The organism is Nostoc sp. MS1 (assembly GCF_019976755.1).
GTDB lineage: Bacteria > Cyanobacteriota > Cyanobacteriia > Cyanobacteriales > Nostocaceae > Trichormus.
Genome location: NZ_AP023441.1, coordinates 5,110,624 through 5,137,588, shown reverse-complemented (window position 1 = coordinate 5,137,588; position 26,965 = coordinate 5,110,624). Strand labels below are relative to the sequence as shown.

The following is a 26,965-nucleotide window of genomic DNA, read 5'->3' as shown; positions in this document are numbered from 1 at the left end:
TCTTTCTCCCTCATATCCCTCATCTCCCCCCACTCCCCGCCACGAAGGTAATTATGTTAAAAGCATCAGACGTTATGACTAAAGATGTGGCTACTATTCGTAGTTCCGCAACTGTAGCTGAAGCTGTGCAATTAATGCGTGCTAGAGATTGGCGATCGCTAATTGTCGAGCGTCGTCATGAACAGGATGCTTACGGTATTATTAGCGAAAGCGATATTGTTTATAAAGTCATTGCCTCCGGTAAAGACCCGCATCAAGTTAGAGTTTACGAGGTGATGACTAAACCTTGCATTACCATTAATCCTGACCTGGGTTTAGAATACGTCGCTCGACTATTTGCTAATTACCATCTGCACAGAGCGCCTGTTATTCAAGGTGAATTGGTAGGCATCATCTCCATAACTGATATTCTGGCTCAGAGTGAATTTCTAGAACAACCCTACTCAGTCCTATTAGAGCAACAATTACAAGACGAAATTAAAAAGGCTCGTACTGTTTGTACTCAAAAAGGAGCTAATTCTGAGGAATGTGCCGCCGCTTGGGATGCAGTCGAAGAAATGCAATCAGAAATAGCGCACCAAAAAGCCGAAAAAGTTAGCACCACCCCCTTTGATAATGACAGCTACGAGGATGAAGCATTAGAGGCAAGATTATATGAACGTTAATTCAGTTATCAGTTATCAGTGGTCAGGAGATGTTAACTGTTAACTGTTGACTGATAACTGTTCACTGACATTCCTACTCCCCACTACCCCATGTCTAAAAGAATCGTTATCGACCCTGTTACCCGTATTGAAGGCCACGCTAAGATTAGTATCTACTTGGATGATACTGGACAAGTAAGCGATGCACGCTTTCATGTGACAGAATTTCGTGGGTTTGAAAAGTTTTGTGAAGGTCGCCCCTTTTGGGAAATGCCAGGAATTACGGCGCGGGTGTGTGGTATTTGTCCGGTGAGTCATCTGTTGGCTTCTGCCAAAGCAGGCGATCGCATTTTATCTGTTACCATACCCCCAACGGCTACTAAACTCCGTCGCTTGATGAATTTGGGGCAAATTCTGCAATCCCACGCCCTTAGTTTCTTTCACCTCACTGCCCCAGACTTATTGCTGGGAATGGATAGCGACCCGCAAAAGCGCAATATCTTCGGTTTAATTGCATCTCAGCCAGAACTCGCCCGTGGTGGTATTCGTCTGCGCCAATTTGGGCAAGAAGTTATTCAAATATTGGGAGGTGCAAAGATTCATCCAGCTTGGGCTGTTCCTGGTGGTGTCCGCGAACCGCTTTCTTTGGAAGGACGCACCCATATACAACAACGCATTCCTGAAGCCCGGACTATTGCTTTGGATGCGTTAGATAGATTCAAGAAATTGCTCAAAGATTATGAAAAAGAAGTACAAACCTTTGGCAATTTCCCTAGCTTGTTTATGGGTTTAGTTACACCAGATGGTTTATGGGAAACCTACGACGGACACATCCGCTTTGTCGATAGTGCAGGTAATATCATTGCCGATAAACTCGACCCCACACGTTATCAAGAATTTATAGGTGAAGCAGTTCAACCGGATTCTTATTTAAAATCGCCTTATTATCGACCTTTAGGTTATCCTGACGAAAATGACCAATGTCGGATAGATAGCGGCATGTATCGAGTAGGGCCGTTAGCTCGTCTGAATATTTGTAGTCACATTGGGACAACTTTAGCAGACCGCGAATTAAAACAATTCCGTGAACTTACTTCAGGTATAGCTAAATCATCCTTTTTCTATCACTATGCTCGGTTAATTGAAATTTTGGCCTGCATAGAACATATAGAAATTTTACTTGATGACCCAGATATTTTATTAAATAGATTACGCTCAGAAGCGGGTGTAAATCAATTAGAAGGAGTGGGTGTAAGTGAAGCGCCAAGGGGTACATTATTTCATCATTATCAAGTAGATGAAAATGGTTTATTGCAAAAAGTCAATTTAATTATTGCCACTGGTCAAAATAATTTAGCGATGAATCGCACTGTCGCCCAAATCGCTCGACATTTTATTCAAGGTACAGAAATTCCTGAAGGAATGCTTAATCGTGTAGAAGCTGGAATCCGTGCTTTTGATCCTTGTTTAAGTTGTTCTACTCACGCCGCCGGGCAAATGCCCTTACACATCGAATTAGTTGCAGTAAATGGTAGTGTTGTTAATCAAATTTGGCGAGAGTGAAAAATTAGGGGTGTAGGGATGTGGATGTTTATCACCTCTACATCCCTATACTAATTTATTAACCGTTATCGGGAATCACTGCATAAGCGTCAATTTCAAATAGCATTCCGTCTAATGCAAGTCTAGGAACAGGAATTAATGTGTTTGCCGGTGGGGTAAACGGCCATAATTTCTGAATTTCTCGCCCTAATGGGATTAATTTATCCTGAGTGTGATTAACTATCAGTACAGTAGTTTTTACTACATCGCTTGGTTTAGCACCAACTGCATCTAAGGCAAGACGGAGGTTTTCAAAAGCCTTAACTAACTGCGGTTCATAATCAGGAGAAACGATATTACCTTGCAAATCTGAGCCAAATTGACCAGAAATATAAACGGTTCTTGTCTTTGATGGTGTCACAGCTATATGACTATAACCATTGCGGGTTGCGTCATATAAATATGGTGGGTTGATCAATTGTACTTGTTTTTTTGATGGAGTTTGAGCGATCGCTCCCTTTTGTGTTCCCGCAACAAAAGCAGCGCCTAACCCAGTACCTCCAAGCCACAAAAGTGCGTTTCGTCGTGACAATTTTTTCACAAGCGAATTTAATTCATTAGTAACACGTTCAGTCATTATGTCTCCTCGTATAGTGAGTTATGTGTTATTGCTCATACTTAAGACTATTATTTGCTTGATCAGAAGAAAAATCACCAGTAAATATGTTTATTTGAGATTACTTACGTATTTATTATTCTTAGTATTATGACTGAGCAACTATATGAAAAATTAAAGATGGGGATAGGGTTATGACAGTGTAATCTAGTAAAAACCTATGCTGGAAATCATTGAACTCAGCCTTAATAGATAATTATCTTTCACGATTACTGATAATCAACTGTCATAAACAGTAAATATAAAGTTTTCTTAAGTTGACTAAAAATTAGCCTGCTAAACTTTCTAACACCTGCCAGAACGGGGTAAGGTAAACTTTTCCCCCTCAGCCGCAAATTTACCACGAATCATCAATACAGTGTCTTCTAATTGATATGGAAATGTTTGTACATTATCTATCTCAAGCAGGTCTGGACTAAAATAAATTTTCACTTCTTCAATTAATTGAGGTATTCTTACCAAAATTTCTTTTAAAGAGCAGATTTTTGTGGCAACTAAATCAAAGATATGCAGTTGATTGTTATCTATTTCCATACAAGCAATTAAATCTAAATCTTCTGCATAATATAAAGTTCTACTGCCTTCGTTGACAAAGAATACTGCCTTTTCATTAACTACCCCTACTACATGAGAAACTGGTGCGCGTGTTTCTAATAGACGGTGCAGCAATGCTATATCTTGGCTATCTGAAAAATCAAGGATTCTCCAGCCATTTGTATTACCTTTGGAACTACATTGCACATGAAAAATGTATTCTTTCATAACCCGAAAACCAAAAGGTAAATAATAATCTGGTTGTGGTGTTGTTAATACTAGGGTTTCATAAATTTGGTCGCAATATTCTAATACTTCCTGCATTACTTCTCGATAATAACCTTTTCTACGAAATTCTTCACGGGTCGCTACTCCGTGTATTCCACCTACTATTACCCTTTGTCCCATAATTTCCATCGGAATTTCTAATACGCCTACATGGGTAATGGCTACATCATCATGAAAGCGAATAAACGGAGTTGAAACACTTTCCCAAGATACACCTAATTTTCTGCCACATTCTACCAGTTCATTAAGTCCAGGAAATGTTATGTCTACCAATTCAAAAAGGCGATCGCTCAAGTTAGGATCACTTGAGAATGAACATTTAAATCGATGTTGCAACATACTTGTAATATTGAATTATTACAAGAACTTTACTGCAAAAACTACAGTTCCTAGTAGTAAGTAATAATACTTTACAAAGCAGTGAGAAACAGAGGATAGGCGAGAATAACTAATGACTATGGACTAATGACAATTTCTGCTTTCATAATAGTTGCTTCGTTGGTGCGTTCTATTTGAAAACCCAACTTTTCACAAACTCTTTGCATACCATAATTATCAGCGAGGATTTCGGCTGTGATGCGTTCGATTTGCTCATCGTGTCCAACTTGCAGCAACCGCTTTAATAACTCTGTGCCTATACCCTGACATTGATAGCGATCGCTTACTAACATAGCAAACTCAGATATCTTAGTTCCATGCAGTTTAGTTAATCTAGCAACGGCTAAAATTTTCCCTTGAGATTCCACAACCAAAGCCATTTCGCGGTCATAATCAATAAAGCAAATACGGGTAAGGCGTTCGTGGGTGATGCGATGACTTAGTTTGATGAGGTGGAAGTAACGAAAATAGACACTTTGTTCTGAGAGGGTTTTATGGAACTCCACCATCAAAGGTTCATCTTCAGGACGAATAGGACGGATAGTTACAGGAGTGCCATCTTTCATAGTCCATTGTCCTACATATTGTGTAGGGTAAGGTCGAATCGCTAACTTTGGTAGTTGGTCTTGTGTCACATCGAGTTCATGCAACACAACCCGCGCATCTAGAGCAATTAAACCCTCGCCACTGTGATTTAGAGGATTGGGTGGAATAGCTAACAATGGGTTGATATCAATTTCTTTTATCCAGCGCTGTTCGACTACCAACTGACTAAACGCCACCATCAGTTGTTCCAGTGCTTCCATATCAATACTTTGCCGTCCCCGCACACCCTTCAGCGCTTTGTAAATTTTGGTGTGTTCCATCATCCGCCGTGCCAAAGTAGTATTAAGAGGAGGAAGTGCGATCGCGCGATCCTCAAACACTTCGACTAACTGTCCTCCTGTCCCAAATAACAGCACTGGCCCAAACTGAGGATCAAGACTACTACCAATAATTAGTTCATAGCCGTCCATTTTCACCATTGGTTGGACAGTAACACCTAAAAAATGCTCTTTACCTGTTTTCTCTGCCACTGATGCAGCAATAGTCTGATAAGCGCGGCGTACTGCATCTGCATCTGGCAGATTTAACTGCACACCCCCCACATCAGTTTTGTGGGTAATTGTCTGGGAATAGAGTTTGACAACAACTGGATAACCAATACCCTCAGCACATCTAACCGCCTCATCTTCCGTTTTCGCCACGCAAGTAGGGACAATGGGGATGCCATAGGCTGCTAAAATTTGCTTAGATTCATACTCAGTTAAAATAGTCCGTCCTGACTGACGAGCTATGCTAATAATCTTCTGGGCTAGACTGCGATTTGGTAAACCTGATGCTGCATCCACAGTAGGTAATACAGGCGTTTCGTAGATACCGCGTAAGTTGTAACTAGATTGCCACATATAACTAAACACCCGCGCCGCCGTATCGGGATAATCATAGGTTGGGATACGTTGACGATTTAAGATTTCCTCCCCAGCCGCCACATCTGCACCTCCCATCCAACTCGCTAGGACGGGTTTACCGGATATTTGCGCGTAGGGTTTTAATTGTTCCGCCGTTTGGGTGGGGTCAGTCATGGCTTGGGGTGTGAGAATTACCAATAAGCCATCACTGTTAGGGTCTTTAGCAGCAATTTCTAAAGCTTGGGTGTAGCGTTGGGGGTCAGCATCACCGAGTATATCAATGGGATTGGCATGACTCCAATGTGTGGGGAGGATTTGGTTGAGGGAATTGATTGTTTCCGATGATACGGGTGCAAGTTCGCCGCCAGCCTCAATTAAAGCATCTGTCGCTAGTACCCCAGGCCCACCCGCATTAGTTAAAATCGTCAAACGCGGCCCTTGAGGACGGGGTTGTTTTGCCAATACCTCCGCCACATCAAACAAATCAGAGATACTATCTACCCGTAACACCCCACAACGCCGAAAAGCTGCATCTAATACGGCATTACTACCTGCCAATGCACCAGTATGAGATGCGGCTGCTTTGGCTGCGGCTTCTGTACGGCCTGCTTTGATAACGATTATCGGTTTGGTAAGTGCTACTTCTCGCGCTGCGGAGATAAAAGACCGCGCATCACCAATCGATTCCATGTATATCACAATACTTTTGGTTTGTGGGTCATCACCAAGGTAATAAATCAAGTCTCCCCAACCCACATCTAACATCGAACCGATGGAGACAAAGGCACTAAAACCCACATTTTCCCGTACACTCCAATCCAGAATTGCGGTACACAATGCGCCACTTTGACTGAGAAAACCTACATTTCCAGAACGGGCCATAGAACTGGCGAAGGTAGCATTTAAGCCAGTGCGCGGACTCATCACCCCCAGGCAGTTCGGGCCGATGATCCGCATATTACCACGACGCGCCCGTGTGAGAATTTCCTGTTCTAAGGCAATACCCTCAGCACCAGCTTCTTTAAACCCAGCAGAAATAACGATCGCACCCTTGATACCTGCATCCACACACTCAGAAATAATCCCCGGTACTGTAGAGGCCGGGGTAGCGATAATTGCCAAATCAACTGCTTCGGGAATGGCGGCAATTGTGGGATAAGCTTTAATTCCTAGTACACTATGCCGTTTCGGATTGACAGGAAAAACAGTTCCACCAAAGGGATTACTAATTAAGTTCCATAAGATGGTGCGTCCGACACTACCAGCCTTTTCACTAGCACCGATAACAGCTACACTCCGAGGAGCAAAGATGGCATCAAGAGGATTTAACTTCTCTGCCTGCAAGATATCATAGGTGCGGTCACTTGGCTTAGAAGATTTCTGCATCATGTTCGTAGTTGCTAGTTATGCTACTGCCCTATTTTCGACCCAAAAATTCTTTACCTTGTCAAGTATTTGGACAATCTTAACTAAGGCGATCGCACCTCCTGATTCCGCAGTCCGAGAAAAGCGATCGCCAACTTCAAAATTAACACCAGGGATTGTCACCCACCAAGCCTGCGGGCAATTACCATAGATAGCCTCAGTCAATGCTAAAAGCGATCGGGGATTGCCTGTATGTACATTAGTATCCATATCACAAGCTGGTGCAAGTGACTGTACTTGTACATCAAAGTTGTCCACAGGCAAACAAGCATCAACAAAAATAGCCAAGTCAGTACCTGCTAATGAGTTCACTAAATCAGGTGTAAGCTGATGGACTGCAACAGATTCGACAGATGGTAAATGCCAAGAAGCTATCTCATTAGCTATCCGTTGTCCAATACCGTCATCACTCCGCAAATCGTTACCATAGCCGATTACCATTACAGTCTTCTTCATGATTTTTAGTTCTCACACAAATACAGGCAAGGCATAGATTTGTCCTCCTGGGTTTAGGCAAAACTCCATATCTCACGGTTGGTATTGAATGGAGTAGCTTTAATTTGAGAATAAAAGGAAAACTTGAGGAACTCGTGAGGAGTCAGTTGACAGTTGTTATTCTTCCTCATCTCCCTCATCTTCCCCATCTCCCTCATCTCCCCCATCTCTCTCATCTCCCTCATCTCTCTCATCTCCCTCATCTCCCCACACTCACTTCCCAATATCCTCATTCCACAACTCAGGATTGGTTTCAATAAACTCACTCATCATTTGTTCGCACTCATCTAAATTCAAATCAATCACTTCCACACCGTGAGACACCATAAAATCTTTAGCGCCAGGGAAAGTTCGAGATTCGCCAACAATTACCTTTTTAATTCCGAATTGCACCACAGCACCAGCGCACAAATAACACGGCATTAAGGTTGAATATAATGTAGTGCCTCTATAGCTGCCAATTCTCCCGGCATTACGGAGACAATCGATTTCCGCGTGAGTTATGGGATCACCATCTTGTACACGCTTGTTGTGTCCTCTACCAAGAAGTTTGCCATCTTTGGCAAGCACCGAACCGATAGGAATCCCCCCTTCTTGTCTACCTTGTTTAGCTTCTGCGATCGCGGCCTGCATAAATTCATCCATATTTTTATCTCCCTAACATGACAAAACAACTCGTATTAATGGATCATGATGGCGGTGTAGATGATTATCTAGCAACTATGCTGCTGTTGACGATGGATCACATCGAACTGCTTGGTGTTGTCGTCACCCCTGCTGATTGCTATGTCCAGCCAGCCCTCAGTGCCACACGTAAAATTATTGATTTGATGGGATTTTCTCACATACCAGTAGCAGAAAGTACAGTACGCGGGATTAATCCATTCCCTCGCTTGTATCGTCGTGATTCATTTATTGTTGACCATCTGCCAATTCTCAACCAAAACGACACCATTCACACCCTTTTGCTAGAAGAAACAGGCCAAGATTTCATGGTGAGAGTTTTGAGAGAAGCACCAGCACCCGTTACCCTGATGGTGACAGGGCCATTAGCAACAGTTGCGATCGCCTTAGATAAAGCACCAGATATCGAAGCCAAAATTGCCAAGATTGTTTGGATGGGTGGCGCGTTGAATGTGCCTGGTAATGTGGAAAAAAGTTTAGAGCCTGGACAAGATGGTTCTGCTGAATGGAATGTGTACTGGGATGCGGTATCAGCAGCACGGGTATGGCAAAGCCAAATTAAAATTATTATGTGTCCTTTAGATTTAACTAATAATGTGCCTGTAACATCGGATTTAGTCTACAAAATGGGAAAACAACGTCACTATCCCATTTCCGATTTAGCTGGACAATGTTACGCCTTAGTAACTCCTCAAGATCATTATGCTTGGGATGTATTAGCCACCGCTTATTTAGGACATCCAGAATTTTATCAACTCCGCGAATGGGAGACAGAAATTATCACCACTGGTATAAGTCAGGGAAGAACTAAAGTCGTCCCTGGTGGACGTAAAATTTTAGCTATGAATACAGTAGATAAAGAGGCTTTTTATGCCTACATTTTGCTACAGTGGGCAAGATAAAATACCTATTTCTGCGCTCTATAAACTGGACTTAGCTGACGATAAGTATTAAGTAATTGCAGAAATTTATCAGAATCAAAACTCAAGGGGTCAACTCTTTGGTTGGAACGGTCTACTATTTTATGAGTAGTAATTCTGTCTTCTGGTACTTGACTTTGAGCTATTAACCAAGCTAAAGAATTATATTGCGCTTCTGTATACCCACTATGAGATTTTAAGAAATTATTGCCGCGTCCATCTAGTGGAGTTTCTAAAGAAACGTGATAAGCAAAATTATTTACAGATGGTGGTAAATTAGGATTAGTTTGGACAGTTTCTTCTCCATCTGAGCCTACAAAAACTGAGTTAGCAGCACCAAATGCTCTTTTTTCTGGAGGTACTAAATATAAAACAGTTCCATCTAATTTAATAATAGCGTGGTAACTTGCTTGGACGTTCTCATCTGTATGAGGTGTTTGGAAAAAGTTAACTGCACTAGCAGCAGAATCACTAGTCTCGTGAATAACAACAATTGGTTGATTCTTTACAGGTACACCATTGATATCCTGAGCAAATCTTTCACCATAATTGCTCGGATCTACCGCCGCAATTTCCAATCTAGGCTTGTACTTATCAAAAGCAAGAGTAGTTGTATATCTACCCGCAGCTTGATTTTTAGTATTTGCAGATTTAATGATATTTGCAGCTTGATTTTGTTTACTTGAGAATGAATGAACTTGAATTTGGGGATATTGTCGCCAAGTCGTAATTTCTGAAGTTGATGTTGCTGCACCCTGCGGTAACTGTCTAGCTTTCCCAACTAGTAACGCCAATATTAAAGCGGCTAACATCAGAAAAATAAGCGTAACCCTGGTAGCCCAGTCACGAAATTTCATTATTTTATACTTATTAATGCTGCCTTAAATAATATTAATATACTTATGCTGGTATAAAGCTAGATAATATCTCTCCTCAAACCTCCTCATCCCTCCGCGTTAAAAAATCAAGACTTAATTCCCTTAAAGCGTTCCTTTGCCTTGACAAAAGCTTCCTGCATCACAGATTGAATTTTTTGTGGATCTGGCTTATTCCCACCCATCAAATCACCAAAATAGACACAAGCTGTCTCCCCTAAAGACCAAGTATAAGCTGCTGCCCAAGATGCGGCGATCGCACTCCCAAATCCTGGTATAAATTTAACTAACTCTCTACCTATAGCTTGGGCTAAAAAACCACCTGCGATCGCACTCACAATTCCCCCAGCTTGCGATGGTGTAACTGTTTGCCCATATAATTTACCCAAAAGCGTCACCATCGATACTTGCAAAGCTGTTAACACTGGCATAGTAGCAAATGGTAAGGGTACAGCCGCTAGTGTAGCCGCCATCACTGCAAAGGATAAGGTGTAACGTCTGCCAATATCCCGGTAGAGATTGCCTAATTTCTCACCAGCTTGCTTATCCAATAATTGATAAATAGCTTTGGCTTCCGCTTCTGGGAGAAGTTCTGCTAGACTGTCTCTGAGTGCTTCTAAGCCATAAAATACTGGATTATACCCATCTTCCTCTAAAGTAAAATCAATGAGGATGGAACGGTCATAAACCCCCGCAAAAGCTGCTTGAATTGCTGCAAAAGCCCGGTTAACTTCCTCATAATCTGGTGGATAAACTGGGTGATCCTCCACATGCGGCGGGTAGACTTCGTGTAAACAAGTAACAGCCAGTAAACAAGGGATTTCTGGATACTGCTGACGTAAATTTTGGGCAATTTGTCGTAGGGTATCAGTGGCAAAATCATTAATCTTCACTGTCAAAATTAAGACTCTGGCGCGTCCACTTTTCTCTTTTAAATCTCCTACCAACTCCTGAATAACTCCGCTAGTTTCCTGATTAATATCACCTAAACCTACCGTATCAGTGAAAATCAGCAGTGGCAGATCATTAGATGGATAGGCGTAGCGTTGGGTGTGTTGGGTGTGTGGACGAAAACCTTGTCCGACAATCTCCGCCGAAACCCCTGTCAGTCCACGGACAATGGAACTCTTACCAGCTTGTGGCTTACCTAGTAGTAAAGCCTCGGTAGTTGGCAGTTCCTTCCGCACCTTGTCCAGAATTTCCGCAACTTCCGTCTCACTCACGCTGAACCACTGGACAAACTTCTGTGAAACTTGTTCTACTGGTAATCTCTGCACCACGCTATCTGCTGCCTTTTGCCAGACACCAGTCACACGTTCTACCCAAGAATTATCGCCTCGCCTATTCATCGCCCTTGATTATTGAGGTACACCCTATTTATATTTTAATTGTGCATGACAGCATCTAAAAGAACATCAGCACCAAAGCGGACGACATCAGTACAAGGTAAACCGGTTTGTGCTATTATTTGGGCGATCGCTTCCTTTGCTGCATCCTCATCTAAATGGGCAGTATTTAAAGCTATCCCCACCACCGGCACATTCCCAAACGCCCCACCCGCATTAGCCACAGTTTCATACAGGCGAATTACTTCAGTTAACGGTGGAATCGGTATATGCGGATTATTGGTATTGTGAGTTTGTCCAGCACGGTGTACCAGTACCAGTTGGGTAGGTTGGGAACCACGAATTAAGGGTAAGGTAGCAGTAGAACCAGGATGGAGTAAGGAACCTTGCCCTTCAATATGCAGAATGTCGTAGTTTTTGCCATAACGCATCACCATCTGTTCCACCGCACCCGCAGCAAAATCTACCCGCACCGCATCCAAAGCCACACCATCCCCTTCCAACATCACACCAGTTTGCCCGGTAGCCAAAAACTTAGAACGCCAACCCCGCAATTTTGATGCCCGATGTAACTCTAAACTGGTGGACATCTTCCCCACAGCCATATCTGTTCCCACCGTCAACACCCGCCGACAGGGTAGAGTCCGCGCCGCCGCACTTGCAACATCTAAATTAGGCGGTTCTTTGCGGACATCCCAAATCAATTGTCCTGGTTTGAGAAGTGCAGTTAAATCAGCGATACTTGCTAAGGGTGTGTGTAAACCATTTACCAAAGACATTCCAGCCCCTAACGCCGTTTTCAGTTCTATCCAATAATCATCAGGTATTGCCCCACCTTTAGGCGCAATACCAATAACTAAAACTTGGGGCTGGTATTCTAAGGCAGCAGCTACCGAGTCTACAATCGGTACATCACGCTTAATCCCCGTAATTTCCCTTAAAGATTTACCTGCACTGTTACGGTCAATTACAGCCACAATAGGGGACTCACTATAGCGTAAAAGAGCTAACCCTGTTTTGCCAACAGATCCAGTAGTTCCTTCATGTAGCAAAATTGCTACTTTTTGATTAAGTGGCAGACGCACTATATTTTACTCCCAAGCCTGGTAAGTCATTTGGTAACACTCGCCCCTCTTGTAGCAACGCACCTGTAAAGGGATCATCACTTAAGTTGAGGTGACTATCTAAGTCTAAATAATCAGCCAGTGGCGCTAGTTGTGCCGCAGCCGTATTTGATAATGTACTGTCAGAATAACAGCCAAACATCACTTGCAACCCACAAGCCTTAGCTGTATTTACCATCCGCAAAGCTTCAGTTAAACCACCTGATTTCATCAATTTAATATTAATGCCATCAGCATAATTAGCTAAACGGGGAATATCAGTACTATTGAAACAACTTTCATCAACAAATATGGGTAGGGGAGATTGTGCCTTTAATTTAATTAAATCTTCTTCCCCTCCCCTAACTAACGGCTGTTCCACATACTTGATACCCAAATCAGCCAGCCAATTGCACATTTGGACAGCATCCGCTAAACTCCAACCACCGTTAGCATCAACAAAAAATTCTTGTGCTGGTGCTTCATCCTTGACAGCTAACAGCATTTCCTTGTCTGCTTCTATACCATTAGGACTGCCTAACTTCACTTTCAACAACTTAACATCTGTCAATTCTAGCCAATCTCTTGTCCGTATCCTTGCTGCTTGCGGTGTATCAATGCCAATAGTAACTGAAGTTGGGACTATAGTCTGACGATCAAGTCCCCAAATTTGCCACAGGGGTAGACCTACACGCTTACCCAACCAGTCGTGCATTGCTATATCTAACGCCGCCCTCACCCCTGAAGGAACCTGATGTTTAATAAATAATTGCTCGATTTCCTGTCTCTGCAAAGGGCTAAATGGTTGTAATAGTGGCACAAGTTGTTGCAAGTAGTCTTTGATAGTCTCAGTGGACTGTCCATAATTACCCACACCAAAAGGTGAAGCTTCACCCCAGCCTTCGATATCATCATGTAATATCTTCACCCAGACATTTGTTGTCTTTGCTGTCGTACCGCGACTAATAGTCAAAGGAAATCTTTTATTGACCGTAAATAAACTAACTTCTACCTGCATAAAGAATGCTCAATCTTTGCCGAGAGCAAAAATAGTGTAAATACAAAGTCTAGCTTATTTAACCCATCTGTTATACTTTTTTACATTAATTCTGTATAGATAAAAGTTTAATTTATAGGTAGTAAATAAATAAATCCATGAGTAAATTACAAAAATGGCAAATAATCAACTCAAAAATGGTTCTAAATCATCAGTGGTGTCAAGTTAGGCAAGATGAGGTTAAATTACCAAGCGGTGCAGTAATTGATGACTATTTCGTCTATATTAAACCTGATATTGTTTTAGTTTTTCCTATCACAGCTAATAGAGAAGTTATCTTTGTTCGTCAATACAGACATGGTGCAGAAGAATTTTTTATAGAACTACCAGCCGGGAGATTTGACCCAACACAAGAAAATCCTGAAGATGCTGGATTAAGAGAATTAGAAGAAGAAACTGGTTATACAGCTAAACAACTCATAAAAATCGCTACCTTATACGATAATCCTAGTAAAGAAACTAATCAGATTCATTTATTTTTAGCAGAGAATGTTGTGAAAATGGGAGAGCAAAATTTAGATATTACAGAAGAAATAGAAGTTATATTAATTCCTATAGAGTTAATTTTAGAGAAAATTACCCAAGGCGAAATTTCAGTGGCGGGAACTGTTGCAGCTTTATTTTTAGGTTTAAGGTTTATTAGTGATAAATAATTTGTTATTAAAATAGGTAACCTATAGTGAATTTAAGCAAGCTATTTACATAACTAAATCCTCTATATACAATTATTCGTGAACAACAATGCAAAATTCTATTTTTGAAGAAATACCTAATAAAAAAAAGATAGTTGAAAAATGTGATTTCTTCGGTAAAATCAAAGTAGTCGCTTCTTGGTATTTTATTTGGAATACTATACATCAAATAATATTAGATATACTTGTTGCTATTGTAGTTTGCAATATTTTTAGTATCTGTACTAGGGAAAACATTTCTCTCATAACGAATAGTAGAATACTAATTGCGGTCTGTACATCCATTATTAACATAAATATGAGAATGGATAGTAAAGCCAAAAGACGGTGGAAAGAAAAATACGAACCTAAATTAACTAAATGATGATAAATTGTTAAAAAGTGTTAAGATTTTTTTAAAGCATTAAGATATCAGCTTGGCTTAGAAATACAGCAAATTTGAGAGTAGTCATATCTTCTTATTAGCCTTTCTCAAAATCTAACTCAACAGGTGTATGAAAATTAAAGCAATCATTCATCCAGGAGAGGAAGGTGGCTATTGGGCAGAGGTTCCGGCGCTTCCTGGTTGTATTACTGAAGGTGAGACAATAGAGGAAGTTTTGGCTAATTTGAAGGATGCTATCGAAGGTTGGCTCGAAGCTGCAAGCGATCGCCAGTTAAAAAGTTCATTGTGAAGCTATGATTTAATAATAAAAGCCTCTAGTAAACTTCGATGAAAACCTTCACCGCTATCATTGAGAAAGATTTAGATACAAAACTCTATTTAGGCTACATCCCTGGATTTGCGGGAGCGCATTCTCAGGGAGAAACTTTAGATGAGTTACTACAAAACCTCCGCGAAGTAATTGAAATGCTTCTGGAAGATGAAGAAGTAACGATATTAATTTAACAGTTGAGAAACTGTTAGAGGCGAGATAATCTTAACGCCTCTTTTGGAAACTAGATGTTAATTTGCTCCTCAACTTCTTTAGTAAAACTGTAAATCTTTTGTGTCTCCAAATCATTCCCTACTGATGAAGGTAATTCATTAGGTGCAATTGTCTGTCTATCTAACTGCACTTGCAAATTAGCCAAAGGATCACTACCTGAAGAAATCAAAAATTCTAATTTCTGGACGTAAGGTAAACTTGCTAGATTATCCAGAATTGGCAGAATTGCTTGTACATAAGGATGACCGCTTTCACGATACCAATCACAACTGGCAACTTTTGCTTGGTCAAAGCCTAAGTGTACTGTTAAGGCTGGTTTGTCGAAAAGTGCGATCGCTAAAGGTCGAGCTTCTTCTTGCAATAATAAATCATGGCTTCTGACTAAATGCCGCAGTTTCTCTAACCTTTCATAGCGTTTTGTCACCTGTTGCGGGTCATCTTGCCAGTGAATGGCTACAGTTACTAGGTAAGTCTGCAACAGCATATGACCTAGTTTCTTCGCCTTGGTAGCTAAGTAGTAAGAATTATAATCGTTGGCTTCAATTAATAATGGCACGCGGTCAACCACTTCCAAGCCGTAACCTTTGACACCAGCAATTTTTCGGGGATTATTAGTAATCAGGCGAATTTTCTTTACACCCAAATCCATCAACATTTGCGCTCCCATGCCATAATCTCGCAAATCAGCAGGGAAGCCCAAGCGTTCATTTGCTTCGACTGTATCTAACCCCATATCTTGTAGGGAGTAGGCTTTGAGTTTATTAATTAACCCAATCCCTCGTCCTTCTTGCCGGAGGTAAACTACCACGCCTTGACCAGCCGACTCAATCATTTTTAATGCAGCTTCTAACTGCATCCGACAATCACAGCGCATAGAACCTAAAGCATCACCCGTTAAACATTCCGAGTGCATCCGCACCATCACAGGTTCATTGTGGAAGTTTTCTGGTTTACCCTTGACAATGGCGACATGTTCTGTATTGTCTAAAGTGTGTCGATAGGCGTAGATATCAAATTGACCGAATTGACTGGGTAGTTTGGTAACTACCTCACGATACACTAGGCGATCGTGTTGCAGGCGATAACTAATTAAATCGGCAATACTAATAATTTTTAAACTGTGGTGCTTGGCATAATCAATTAACTGCTGTAATCGCGCCATTGAACCGTCGGGGTTTTGAATTTCGCAAATCACCCCAGCCGGATACAATCCCGCCAAGCGTGATAAATCAACAGCCGCTTCAGTATGTCCAGCCCGTTTGAGTACGCCACCAGCTCTAGCACGTAAAGGGAAAATATGACCAGGACGACGCAAATCTGAAGGTTTTGTGGCTGGGTTAAGTGTTACCTGAATTGTCCGCGCCCTATCGTCGGCGGAGATGCCTGTAGACACACCCAAATGAGGGCCAGCATCAATACTGACAGTAAAAGCCGTCTGGTTAGGATCAGTGATATTAGTTACCATCAATGGTAAATCGAGTTCATCTAGGCGATCGCCCGTCATCGCCAGACAAATCAACCCTCTTGCCTCCACCGCCATAAAATTGATCATGTCAGGCGTGGCAAATTGGGCAGCACAAATCAAATCGCCTTCATTTTCTCGGTTTTCGTCATCTACCACTACAATGGCACGACCCGCTTTTAGGTCTGATAAGGCAGCATCAATGGAATCAAACATACACTTTTCTTTTTAATAGGCAGATACTTAAGAACACCCGTGCCTGGTTTCTCCCGTTTAAGGGAGTAGTGGAGGACTGCTGTGTATTTTTAATTTGTGACACAGAGGATTTGAGTGAGCAATAGTAAATTTTTTTAACAATTTCTTATTTTAGATTGTAGCTCGTTTATACGGCGAAGATATAGACTAGCAATGTTTTGATTGGGAATAGTAGACAGTGGACAGTGAACAGTATAAGTAACCTGATAACTGATAACTGATAACTGTCAATTGTCAACTGTCAATTAACTCACAAACTAACCAAATACGGATAAGGATTTGAGAACATGGGCAATTTTCGGCGCGTACCCGTTGGGATTGTTGGCGCGTCAGGCTATGGTGGAGTGCAATTAGTGCGATTGCTGATGGATCATCCAAATGTCGAACTAGTTTACTTAGGTGGAGACAGTGGTATTGGTAAATCTTTTGCGTCTCTCTACCCTCACTTAGCTCATGCAGTTAAATTATCAATTGAGGAAATAGACCCAGAAGTTATTGCGCGTCGCTGCGAAGTGGTATTTTTGGCGCTAGATAATGGTTTGGCTTGTCAAATCGCCCCAACTTTGTTGGAAAGGGGGTGTAAGGTAATAGATTTGAGTGCAGATTATCGATTCCGTAATTTGCTCACTTACACCTCATGGTATGGTTTGGAAAGGCGCGATCGCACCACAGCCGCCACTGCCGTATATGGATTACCTGAAATATACCGTGAACAAATTTCTGAAGCCCAATTAATCGGATGTCCTGGTGGTTACGCTACAGCCAGCCTTTTGGCATTATTCCCCCTGTTAAAGCAAGGGTTAATCGCCCCAGAAACCGCTATTGTTGACGCTAAATCCGGCGCTTCCGGTGGTGGTAGAGATGCTAAAACTTATTTATTATTAGCAGAAGCAGACAATTCTCTGGCTCCTTATAGTGTGGTACGTCACCGCCAAACTCCAGAAATCGAGCAAATTTGTAGTGATTTAGCAGGTCACGAAGTTACAGTTTTATTTACGCCACACCTCGTCCCTATCGTCCGGGGAACCTTAGCCACTGTATACGCCACCCTCCGCGATCCTGGTTTAGTCGGTGATGATTTAACTACTATTTTTACAGCATTTTACCGTAATTCCCCTTGGGTCAAAGTGTGTCAAAACGGCATTTATCCGCAAACAAAATGGGCGACTGGTAGCAATCTTTGTTATCTCGGTGTAGATGTTGACCCGCGTACTGGCCGGGTAGTTGCTATGTCAGCAATTGATAACCTCATCAAAGGCCAAGCGGGTCAAGCAATTCAGTGCCTCAACATCATGATGGGATGGGATGAAACATTGGGACTACCTAATTTGGGGTTTTATCCCTAGTTGGGTAATAGGTAATAGGAAAAACTACTACCTATTCCTGTGCTTATTTTGGCCCTAAACCTACAGCCCCAGCATAGATGGCGCGATCGCCTAATTCATCCTCAATCCGTAGTAGGCGGTTGTATTTTGCTACACGTTCGCTACGACATAAGGAACCGGTTTTGATTTGTCCAGCGCGGGTTGCGACGGCTAAATCAGCAATGGTGGTATCTTCTGTTTCACCGGAACGATGGCTAATTACTGAGCGGAAACCGTTGCGAGTTGCTAAATCAATGGTTTCTAAAGTTTCCGTCAAAGAGCCGATTTGGTTGAGTTTAATTAGAATGGCGTTACCTGCTTTTTCTTGGATGCCTCTTTGCAAGCGGGTAGCGTTTGTTACAAACAAATCATCACCAACCAACTGCACCTGAGAACCAATCTTTTGGGTGAGTAATTGCCAATGCTGCCAATCTTCTTCATGTAAACCATCTTCGATTGAGGCAATCGGGTATTGGCTCACTAACTGCGCTAAATAATCGATAAATTCTGTTGGCGCATGAGGTTTACCATCGTAGACATACTGCCCTTCCTTGTAAAACTCACTAGCCGCAACGTCCAGCGCTAAGGCTACTTGTTCCCCTGGCTTGTAGCCTGCTTTCTCAATCGCCGCCACTAGCAATTCCAAGGCTACCTGATTAGATTCTAGGTTGGGAGCAAAACCACCTTCATCACCTACACCAGTCAGCAAACCCTTGTCATGTAGCACTTCACTGAGGGTAGCAAATACTTCCGCACCCCAGCGCAAAGCTTCACGGAAAGAAGATGCACCAATGGGGACAATCATGAACTCTTGGAAATCCACATTATTAGCGGCGTGCGCCCCACCATTAATCACGTTCATTAAAGGTACAGGCAACAAATTCGCCAAAGGCCCACCCAAATAACGATATAGGGGAATGCCCAAAGAGTCAGCACTGGCTCTGGCGGCTGCTAAAGAAACTGCTAAAATTGCATTTGCACCTAAGTTAGATTTGTTACCAGAACCATCAAGGGCAATCATAGTCCGGTCAATGAGTTCTTGATTGAGGGCATCCAAATCAATTAATTTGGGGGCTAGTATCTCATTAACGTTGTGTACCGCCTTTAATACCCCTTTGCCACCGTAACGGCTTTTATCCTTGTCTCTGAGTTCGTGAGCTTCAAAGGTTCCTGTCGAAGCGCCACTAGGAACCTGTGCCAATCCTACAGCGCCGCTTAATAAGTGTACTTCCGCTTCTATTGTTGGTCTACCGCGTGAGTCGAGAATTTCACGGGCTACAATCGCCTCAATGGCGGTATCGAGAATATTATTCATTGATCTATTGTCTCCTTCTTACCTTTGATCGCACACAGTGGCATCGCTCAATCCCATCGTTAGCATAGGCGCTGAGGCGACCTATCGGCTCAGATTAAATGAAGATTTCCAAAGTCAATAGTCATTAGTTATTAGTCATTAGTCAATAGTCATTAGTCAATAGTTGTTTTTTGGTGTTTTGGGGAGAGTAGAGAAATGAGTAAAATTGATTACTGCCCTTGAAAGGAGTAGGGAGTGGGGAGTGGGGAGTGGGGAGATGAGGGAGTGGGGGGAGGTAGATAGTAATTTACTTCTGCCTTCTGCCTTCTGCCTCCTACCTCCTGCCTCCTGCCTTCTGCCTCCTACCTCCTGCCTTCTGTACAATGTTGGCAGAATAGAACCACTACTAGAGGTAAATATGCGCTTGCTACATACAATGCTACGGGTGGGAAACCTGGACGAGTCATTAAAATTTTACTGTGATGTCCTGGGAATGAAGTTAATACGGAGAAAAGATTATCCAGGAGGAGAATTTACCCTAGCTTTTGTTGGCTACGGCGATGAAAGCGATCATTCAGTTATAGAACTAACCTACAATTGGGGAGTGGACAAGTACGAATTAGGTAATGCTTACGGTCATATTGCTCTTGGTGTAGATGACATCTACGCTACCTGTGAGTCTATTAGAAATCAGGGCGGTAAAGTAACAAGAGAACCAGGGCCGATGAAGCATGGCTCAACAGTAATTGCTTTTGTCGAAGATCCAGACGGATACAAAATTGAACTCATCCAGTTAAGTACTCAAGGCTCGACAGGCAAACAAGAATCATCAGAACAACTGGTGAAAAATTAAAGACTGGGGGTTGGGGAGTGAGCAGTTGAGAGTTGACAGTTGACAGTTTTTTTCTCCTCTGCTCCCTTATCTCCCAAATCCTTGTCTACCAAATTAAATATTTTCCTTCGCCCAACTTGCAAAGTAAGCTCATAAAGGTGTTTTCGTTTTAAATTAGGAAATAGGTAGTGAGTCAATTTCCTTAATTCACAGAGAAAGAACCAACTAAACTCTCTGCGCTGACCTCCTCTTCCTCTGCGTTTAATAAGTTATATTTTATACGAATTATATTTATTTAATATGTTTATGCTCTAACAAAAGATTATGGAATAACCTCTAGTTGTCTACTTTGCCCAGATTTTATACACAAAATACAAGTCTGAAATAATACACCAAAAATCGTAAAAATGCAGCCTACAGATCCTAATAAATTTACAGATAAAGCCTGGGAAGCCATTGTTAAATCCCAAGATATAGTCCGTGCATATCAACAACAGCAACTAGACGTTGAACATTTAATTCTTGCTCTAATAGAAGATCCCACCAGTTTGGCTATCCGAGTTTTAGGACGCGCAGAAATAGATCCCATTCGCTTACAACAGCAATTAGAAGCTTTTACTCAACGTCAACCAAAAGTAGGCAAAAGTGATCAGCTTTACCTTGGTCGGAGCTTAGATGTAATGCTCGATCGCGCTGAGGAAATCCGCGAGAGAATGAAAGATAGTTACATCTCCGTAGAACATATCCTCCTAGCTTTTGTCGATGATGAACGGGTTGGTAGACGGGTACTTAAAGGCTTTAATGTAGATAGTGCCAAGATAGAAGCAAGTATAAAAACAGTTCGTGGTAGCCAAAAAGTGACAGACCAAAACCCAGAATCTCGCTATGAAGCCTTACAAAAATTTGGTCGAGATTTAACAGAACAGGCGAAAGCAGGGAAGTTAGACCCGGTAATTGGGCGTGATGATGAAATTCGCCGGGTGATTCAGGTGTTATCACGGCGTAGCAAAAATAACCCAGTGTTGATTGGGGAGCCAGGGGTGGGTAAGACGGCGATCGCCGAAGCTTTGGCACAGCGTATAGTTAATGGTGATGTTCCCGAATCTTTGAAAAACCGCCAACTCGTTTCCCTAGATATCGGTAGCCTAATTGCTGGAGCAAAATTGCGAGGAGAATTTGAAGAACGTCTCAAAGCCGTCCTCAAGGAAGTTACGGAATCTAACGGTAACATTGTCTTATTCATCGATGAACTACATACTGTCGTCGGTACTGGTTCCAGCCAACAAGGGGCGATGGATGCGGGGAATTTACTCAAACCTATGCTGGCGCGGGGAGAACTGCGTTGTATTGGCGCTACTACCTTAGATGAGTTTCGCAAATTCATTGAGAAAGATGCAGCCCTGGAACGGCGTTTTCAACAAGTGTACGTAGACCAGCCGAGTGTGGAGAATACAATCTCAATTTTGCGGGGATTGAAGGAACGCTACGAAGTCCACCACAACGTAAAAATTTCTGACTCCGCACTGGTAGCTGCGGCTACTTTATCGGCGAGGTATATTAGCGATCGCTTCCTACCAGATAAAGCCATTGATTTGGTCGATGAAGCGGCAGCACAGTTAAAAATGGAAATCACATCCAAACCAGCAGATTTAGAAGCCATCGACCGCCGTTTAATGCAGCTAGAAATGGAAAAGTTGTCTTTGGCTGGGGAAGAGAAAGTAGCAGCCGCAACCAAAGAGCGTTTGCAACGAATTGAGTCGGAAATCGCCAATTTAACCGAAAAACAGCAGGATTTAAACAATCAGTGGCAAGGAGAAAAGCAAGTATTAGAAGCTATCAGCCTGTTAAAGAAAGAAGAAGAAGCTTTAAGGGTGCAAATTGAACAAGCAGAACGGGCTTATGATTTGAATAAAGCGGCTGAGTTGAAGTATGGCAAACTGGAGGGAGTACAGCGCGATCGCGAAGCCAAAGAAGCGAAGCTACTAGAATTACAAAGCCAAGGTTCCACCCTGTTGCGTGAACAAGTCACCGAAGCCGACATTGCCGAAATCGTCGCTAAGTGGACAGGTATACCCGTAAACCGCCTGTTGGAGTCAGAACGGCAAAAACTCCTGCAACTCGAAAGCCACCTCCACCAACGGGTAATAGGACAACAGGAAGCAGTGGAAGCAGTTGCAGCCGCCATCCGTCGCGCCCGTGCGGGTATGAAAGACCCCAACCGTCCTATCGGTTCCTTCCTATTCATGGGGCCGACTGGCGTAGGTAAAACCGAACTCGCCCGTGCGTTAGCCCAATTCCTGTTTGATTCCGATGATGCTTTAGTGCGCTTGGATATGTCTGAGTACATGGAAAAACACTCAGTTTCCAGGCTAGTTGGTGCGCCTCCTGGTTATGTAGGCTACGAAGAAGGGGGTCAACTTTCCGAAGCCGTCCGCCGTCATCCTTATTCGGTGGTGTTATTGGATGAAGTCGAGAAGGCACACCCCGATGTGTTCAATATACTATTACAGGTGTTAGATGATGGGAGGATTACTGATTCTCAAGGGAGAACTGTAGATTTCCGCAACACCGTCATTGTCATGACCAGTAACATCGGTAGCGAACATATTTTAGATGTGTCTGGTGATGATTCTCAGTATGAGACAATGCGAAATCGGGTCATGGAGGCCTTGCGATCGCACTTCCGCCCCGAATTTCTCAACCGCGTTGATGATACAATACTCTTCCACACCCTCAGTCGTGACGAAATGCGCCACATCATCCGCATTCAACTCAAACGGGTGGAAAATCTGTTGCGAGAGCAAAAAATCTCCTTTGATATCTCCCAAGCCGCCTGTGATTTCCTAGTAGAAAAAGGTTATGACCCAGTTTACGGCGCAAGACCCCTAAAACGAGCCATTCAGCGAGAAATTGAAAACCCCCTCGCCACCAAAATATTAGAAAATACCTTTATTTCTGGTGACACCGTTTACATCGATAAGGGTGAGAATATTCTCACTTTTAGCAACAAAGCACCAGCAAAAATTTCCGTAACGCAGATTATGACTTAGCTAACTTTATAGAGACGCAGTTGATAGTGCGTCTCTATGTAATCACTTGCGTCTAAGCTTGCCCCTTGAACTCAGTATCACAAAAGACCTTAAATATATAACAACTAGTCTTTTAGTTACTCAGATTCAAGACAAAATTATATGCAGCTTATCACTTCGTTAAACCTAAGAAACTCTGAATATTTATCAAGAGACCGCTTTATAAGTTATCACCATCAATTACGGCTGATACTTAACCTTGGCAAACAGATAAAAGACATTCTGGAAATTGGAATTTTTAATTCCATTATGACAGACTTACTGAGAAACAAAGGTTACAAAGTCACAACAGCAGATATTGATAGCAATCTAGAACCAGATATATTACTAGATTTGACCAGTGATTTTTATATAGAAAAAGATAGATATGATGCAATTGTTCTGTTTCAGGTTTTAGAACATTTACCCTACGAACAGTCAGAACAAGCCTTAAAAAAACTGGCAGAAGCAACGAAAAAATATTTAATAGTTTCGTTACCTTATAATTCCGAATTTTTCGCAATTCAAGTAAAATTTTCTTTTACAAAGCGATCGCGGTATTTATTAATTAATTTGCCAAAATTTTGGAGTAATAAGCCTAAAACCGATGAACATTTCTGGGAAATCGGACTAAAGGGTTATCCAAAAAAGCGCATACACAAATCTGTGGCTAAAGCTGGTTTAACTATTAAGCAGGAATTTACCGACCCTATCCATCCATATCACTATTTTTTAGTCTTGGAGAAAATAGTGAGTAAATAAATATATAGTAATAGACTAGTGTCTGGTAGGGAAATCCGCATCACAGTTTGGGGGGCAAACAATCCTGGTAACTAGCTGCGATCGCATAAACTATACCTTGAAAATCTTTATTGCCCTTATGGTCTTTTATATCTTTGGGAATTACCCATAATATAAAAGGCTACAATGTCTTGACTACACAAACACCTTCACATACGATTACTTATCATGCTAGAGCAAGGCACTATCAGTATTCATACTGAGAATATTTTCCCCATCATTAAAAAGTCCCTCTACTCAGACCACCAAATTTTCCTACGGGAATTAGTATCTAACGCTGTCGATGCCATCCAAAAGCTGAAGATGGTGTCCCGCGCTGGAGAATATGCGGGAGAAGTCGAGGAACCAGAAATTGTGCTGGCGATTGATAAAGATAAAAAAACTCTCTCCATCACCGATAATGGTATCGGGATGACAGCAGAGGAAGTTAAGAAATATATCAACCAAGTCGCTTTCTCAAGTGCGGAAGAGTTTATTCACAAATATCAAGGTAAATCAGACCAACCAATCATCGGTCACTTTGGTTTAGGTTTCTACTCTTCCTTTATGGTGGCGAATAAGGTAGAAATTGATACCCTATCCTATCAAGAAGGAGCGCAAGCAGTTCACTGGAGTTGTGATGGTTCCCCAGAGTTCACCTTAGAAGAGTCATCCCGCACCACTCGCGGAACCACCATCACCCTGACTCTATTACCAGACGAAGAAGAATATTTAGAAGCTGCCAGAGTAAAAAATCTGGTCAAGACTTATTGCGACTTCATGCCAGTACCCATCAAACTGGATGGTGAAGTTTTAAACCAGCAAAAAGCACCTTGGCGGGAGTCTCCCAGCAACTTAACCAAAGAAGACTATTTAGAATTTTACCGCTACCTCTATCCTTTTCAAGAAGAACCTTTACTGTGGGTGCATTTGAATACTGACTATCCCTTTATTATCAACGGGATTCTGTATTTCCCTAAAATGCGTCCCGATGTGGATGTAACCAAAGGACAAATCAAATTATTCTGTAATCAAGTTTTTGTCAGTGATAACTGCGAAGAAATTATTCCCCAGTTCCTTGTACCGATGCGCGGGGTAATTGATAGTACAGATATACCCCTCAATGTATCACGTAGTGCCTTGCAAGGCGATCGCACAGTTCGCAAAATCGGCGATTATATAGCTAAGAAAGTCGGCGACAGACTCAAAGAACTTTACCGCGACGACCGCGAACAATATATTAGTGCGTGGAAAGACTTAAGTACATTTGTCAAATTCGGCGTTCTCAACGATGAGAAATTTAAAAAGCAGGTCGAAGACATCATTATTTTCCGCCGCACCGCACAGAACAAGGCAAATACTGAGACTGCTTCAGTGCAAGTACAATCAAGTGAAGAAGATGCTTGGCAAGATGTCACCCCTACCCCCGACACTTCCACATCCGCTTCCCCATACACAACACTGAAAGAATACCTAGAACGCAACAAAGAACGCCACGAAAACCGCGTCTTCTACAGCACTGATGAAGCCACCCAAGCTACATATATAGAACTACACAAAAACCAAGGCTTGGAAGTCCTGTTCCTCGACTCCTTCATTGACACCCACTTTATCAACTTCCTGGAACGGGAATATAACGATGTCAAATTTACCCGCGTAGACTCTGACCTAGATAACACCTTACTAGATCAAGACAAAGCGCAGGAAATTGTTGACCCCACAACCAACAAAACCAAGAGTGAGGTAATTAAAGAGTTATTCGAGAAATCCCTCAACAAACCCAGAGTCAACATTCGCACAGAAGCACTCAAGTCTGACGATCCTCAAGGTACACCACCGGCAATGGTGCTTCTACCAGAATTTCTCCGCCGCATGAGGGAAATGACCGCCATTATGCAACAGCAAAACGCAGATTTTCCCGAAGACCATATTTTACTAGTAAATACAGCCCATCCCCTCATACAAAACTTGGTAAATCTCAACCAAGGTACAATCATTCAAGGCGATGGACAAACAATAAATCCCCTAGCAAACTTAATTTGCCAACACGTTTACGATTTAGCGTTGATGTCCCAGAAAGGTTTTGACGCGGAAGGAATGAAATCCTTTGTCGAACGTTCCAACGAAGTCCTAACTAAGCTGACACAACAAGCCAGCAGCTAATATTAGATGTAGGGTGCGTCAGTACGAGAAACCCTAGCTATACTTAGAAAATATTCATACTGACGCACCCTGTTTGCTTAATTACGAGCTACGAATTACGAATTACGAATTACGAATTACCTACCCTCTGTCGCAGTCAGCTAAAATAGGAAGGTTGTATTCAAATCGTAATCTGGAGATAGCAACAATGTCTCGTCGCTGTGATTTAACTGGCAAAAAAGCAAATAACGCCTTTGCAGTTTCCCACTCCCACCGCCGTACCAAACGCTTGCAACAAGTCAACCTGCAAACCAAGCGCGTGTGGTGGCCAAGTGGCAACCGTTGGGTAAAACTGAAGTTATCTACCAAAGCCATTAAAACCTTAGAAGTCAAAGGTTTAGAAGCAATGGCAAAAGAAGCTGGTCTTAACCTCAATCATTACTAAACTGCTCATGCAGGGTTTGGAATTTGCTGATTTTATTTTCTAGGTAATTTCCATATCTTCAGAAAATATTTAATAAATCTACCCCTCTTTGGCAAGATATGAGATCCTCGACTTTTTGATGAAGTCGAGGATTTGTTTATTTATCAGCAGGGTAAAGTATTTGTAGGGTGGGCAATACTTACAAAATAACGAGTTAGCTTGGTATGTTGAATAAGTTTAACTCTTTAAATAATTAAAAATTCAACCTTATTGAATTGACATCTTTCATGGCATAGGCGGGTACT

24 protein-coding genes are annotated in these 26,965 nt (G+C 42.1%); 13 read left to right on the top strand and 11 right to left on the bottom strand.

Translation table 11 applies throughout. The annotated features are described in order from the left end of the window. Nucleotides 1–53 precede the first annotated feature (53 nt). Nucleotides 54–665 carry a CBS domain-containing protein gene (locus NSMS1_RS22270; protein WP_224086907.1) on the top strand — a complete coding sequence of 204 codons (612 nt, stop codon included), beginning with the start codon at nucleotides 54–56 and terminating at the stop codon, nucleotides 663–665. A gap of 90 nt (nucleotides 666–755) precedes the next feature. After that, complete coding sequence (locus NSMS1_RS22265) at nucleotides 756–2,207, top strand: Ni/Fe hydrogenase subunit alpha (protein WP_224086906.1); 1,452 nt, start codon at nucleotides 756–758, stop codon at nucleotides 2,205–2,207. Between the two features lie 58 nt (nucleotides 2,208–2,265). On the opposite strand, the gene NSMS1_RS22260 is transcribed toward NSMS1_RS22265, so the two are convergent. From NSMS1_RS22260 to NSMS1_RS22240, 5 genes are all read right to left on the bottom strand, one after another. After that, on the bottom strand, nucleotides 2,266–2,823 hold the full coding sequence (locus NSMS1_RS22260) for a Rid family hydrolase (protein ID WP_224086905.1): 558 nt from the start codon (nucleotides 2,821–2,823) through the stop codon (nucleotides 2,266–2,268). Between the two features lie 324 nt (nucleotides 2,824–3,147). Next, nucleotides 3,148–4,023 (bottom strand): GNAT family N-acetyltransferase, encoded by an 876-nt coding sequence (locus NSMS1_RS22255; protein WP_224086904.1) that lies wholly within the window; start codon nucleotides 4,021–4,023, stop codon nucleotides 3,148–3,150. 116 nt (nucleotides 4,024–4,139) lie between these two features. Then, a complete protein-coding gene (gene acs, locus NSMS1_RS22250; RefSeq protein WP_224095312.1) occupies nucleotides 4,140–6,899 on the bottom strand; it encodes an acetate--CoA ligase alpha subunit in 2,760 nt (919 codons plus the stop codon). 18 nt (nucleotides 6,900–6,917) lie between these two features. Beyond that, the gene (locus NSMS1_RS22245) at nucleotides 6,918–7,394 is read right to left on the bottom strand and encodes a hydrogenase maturation protease (protein ID WP_224086903.1); all 477 of its coding nucleotides are present in this window, start codon (nucleotides 7,392–7,394) and stop codon (nucleotides 6,918–6,920) included. A gap of 252 nt (nucleotides 7,395–7,646) precedes the next feature. Continuing rightward, nucleotides 7,647–8,078: a nucleoside deaminase gene (locus tag NSMS1_RS22240; protein ID WP_224086902.1), complete on the bottom strand. Its 432-nt coding sequence runs from the start codon at nucleotides 8,076–8,078 to the stop codon at nucleotides 7,647–7,649. Nucleotides 8,079–8,095: 17 nt separating this feature from the next. Between NSMS1_RS22240 and NSMS1_RS22235 the strand changes: the two genes are divergently transcribed. Continuing rightward, nucleotides 8,096–9,019 (top strand): nucleoside hydrolase, encoded by a 924-nt coding sequence (locus tag NSMS1_RS22235; protein WP_224086901.1) that lies wholly within the window; start codon nucleotides 8,096–8,098, stop codon nucleotides 9,017–9,019. Between the two features lie 5 nt (nucleotides 9,020–9,024). Here NSMS1_RS22235 and NSMS1_RS22230 read toward each other — a convergent pair whose 3' ends face one another. The 4 genes from NSMS1_RS22230 to NSMS1_RS22215 all read right to left on the bottom strand — a co-directional run bounded on the left by NSMS1_RS22230 (nucleotide 9,025) and on the right by NSMS1_RS22215 (nucleotide 13,379). Beyond that, a complete protein-coding gene (locus NSMS1_RS22230) occupies nucleotides 9,025–9,894 on the bottom strand; it encodes a peptidoglycan recognition family protein (RefSeq protein WP_224086900.1) in 870 nt (289 codons plus the stop codon). Nucleotides 9,895–10,001: 107 nt separating this feature from the next. Then, nucleotides 10,002–11,261, bottom strand: a complete 1,260-nt coding sequence (locus NSMS1_RS22225; RefSeq protein WP_224086899.1) for a GTPase family protein — start codon at nucleotides 11,259–11,261, stop codon at nucleotides 10,002–10,004. Nucleotides 11,262–11,296: 35 nt separating this feature from the next. Continuing rightward, on the bottom strand, nucleotides 11,297–12,343 hold the full coding sequence (locus NSMS1_RS22220; protein WP_224086898.1) for a DUF1611 domain-containing protein: 1,047 nt from the start codon (nucleotides 12,341–12,343) through the stop codon (nucleotides 11,297–11,299). Beyond that, the gene (locus NSMS1_RS22215) at nucleotides 12,327–13,379 is read right to left on the bottom strand and encodes a dipeptide epimerase (RefSeq protein ID WP_224086897.1); all 1,053 of its coding nucleotides are present in this window, start codon (nucleotides 13,377–13,379) and stop codon (nucleotides 12,327–12,329) included. Before NSMS1_RS22215 ends, NSMS1_RS22220 begins: the two co-directional genes overlap by 17 nt. 137 nt (nucleotides 13,380–13,516) lie before the next feature. On the opposite strand from NSMS1_RS22215, the gene NSMS1_RS22210 reads away from it, so the two are divergent. From NSMS1_RS22210 to NSMS1_RS22195, 4 genes are all read left to right on the top strand, one after another. After that, nucleotides 13,517–14,071 (top strand): NUDIX hydrolase, encoded by a 555-nt coding sequence (locus NSMS1_RS22210; RefSeq protein WP_224086896.1) that lies wholly within the window; start codon nucleotides 13,517–13,519, stop codon nucleotides 14,069–14,071. A gap of 88 nt (nucleotides 14,072–14,159) precedes the next feature. Then, nucleotides 14,160–14,474, top strand: a complete 315-nt coding sequence (locus tag NSMS1_RS22205; RefSeq protein WP_224086895.1) for a hypothetical protein — start codon at nucleotides 14,160–14,162, stop codon at nucleotides 14,472–14,474. Nucleotides 14,475–14,604: 130 nt separating this feature from the next. Further along, nucleotides 14,605–14,784 (top strand): type II toxin-antitoxin system HicB family antitoxin, encoded by a 180-nt coding sequence (locus NSMS1_RS22200; protein ID WP_224086894.1) that lies wholly within the window; start codon nucleotides 14,605–14,607, stop codon nucleotides 14,782–14,784. Between the two features lie 38 nt (nucleotides 14,785–14,822). Then, nucleotides 14,823–14,999 (top strand): type II toxin-antitoxin system HicB family antitoxin, encoded by a 177-nt coding sequence (locus tag NSMS1_RS22195; RefSeq protein WP_224086893.1) that lies wholly within the window; start codon nucleotides 14,823–14,825, stop codon nucleotides 14,997–14,999. A gap of 50 nt (nucleotides 15,000–15,049) precedes the next feature. Here the strand turns inward: NSMS1_RS22195 and ribBA are convergent, their stop codons facing one another. Next, on the bottom strand, nucleotides 15,050–16,717 hold the full coding sequence (ribBA, locus tag NSMS1_RS22190; protein WP_224086892.1) for a bifunctional 3,4-dihydroxy-2-butanone-4-phosphate synthase/GTP cyclohydrolase II: 1,668 nt from the start codon (nucleotides 16,715–16,717) through the stop codon (nucleotides 15,050–15,052). A 326-nt stretch (nucleotides 16,718–17,043) separates the two neighbouring features. Here ribBA and argC point away from each other — a divergent pair, with 326 nt between their 5' ends. Further along, nucleotides 17,044–18,102, top strand: a complete 1,059-nt coding sequence (gene argC / locus NSMS1_RS22185) for an N-acetyl-gamma-glutamyl-phosphate reductase (RefSeq protein ID WP_224086891.1) — start codon at nucleotides 17,044–17,046, stop codon at nucleotides 18,100–18,102. A gap of 43 nt (nucleotides 18,103–18,145) precedes the next feature. Here argC and eno read toward each other — a convergent pair whose 3' ends face one another. Beyond that, complete coding sequence (eno, locus tag NSMS1_RS22180; protein ID WP_224086890.1) at nucleotides 18,146–19,435, bottom strand: phosphopyruvate hydratase; 1,290 nt, start codon at nucleotides 19,433–19,435, stop codon at nucleotides 18,146–18,148. A 397-nt stretch (nucleotides 19,436–19,832) separates the two neighbouring features. On the opposite strand from eno, the gene gloA reads away from it, so the two are divergent. The 5 genes from gloA to rpmB all read left to right on the top strand — a co-directional run bounded on the left by gloA (nucleotide 19,833) and on the right by rpmB (nucleotide 26,681). Then, nucleotides 19,833–20,267 (top strand): lactoylglutathione lyase, encoded by a 435-nt coding sequence (gene gloA / locus NSMS1_RS22175; RefSeq protein ID WP_224086889.1) that lies wholly within the window; start codon nucleotides 19,833–19,835, stop codon nucleotides 20,265–20,267. Nucleotides 20,268–20,653: 386 nt separating this feature from the next. Next, nucleotides 20,654–23,296, top strand: a complete 2,643-nt coding sequence (gene clpB, locus NSMS1_RS22170; protein WP_224086888.1) for an ATP-dependent chaperone ClpB — start codon at nucleotides 20,654–20,656, stop codon at nucleotides 23,294–23,296. 141 nt (nucleotides 23,297–23,437) lie between these two features. Beyond that, on the top strand, nucleotides 23,438–24,076 hold the full coding sequence (locus tag NSMS1_RS22165) for a class I SAM-dependent methyltransferase (RefSeq protein ID WP_224086887.1): 639 nt from the start codon (nucleotides 23,438–23,440) through the stop codon (nucleotides 24,074–24,076). A 207-nt stretch (nucleotides 24,077–24,283) separates the two neighbouring features. After that, nucleotides 24,284–26,257 (top strand): molecular chaperone HtpG, encoded by a 1,974-nt coding sequence (gene htpG, locus NSMS1_RS22160; RefSeq protein WP_224086886.1) that lies wholly within the window; start codon nucleotides 24,284–24,286, stop codon nucleotides 26,255–26,257. Nucleotides 26,258–26,444: 187 nt separating this feature from the next. After that, nucleotides 26,445–26,681 carry a 50S ribosomal protein L28 gene (gene rpmB / locus NSMS1_RS22155; protein ID WP_224086885.1) on the top strand — a complete coding sequence of 79 codons (237 nt, stop codon included), beginning with the start codon at nucleotides 26,445–26,447 and terminating at the stop codon, nucleotides 26,679–26,681. The last annotated feature ends 284 nt before the right edge of the window (nucleotides 26,682–26,965 follow it).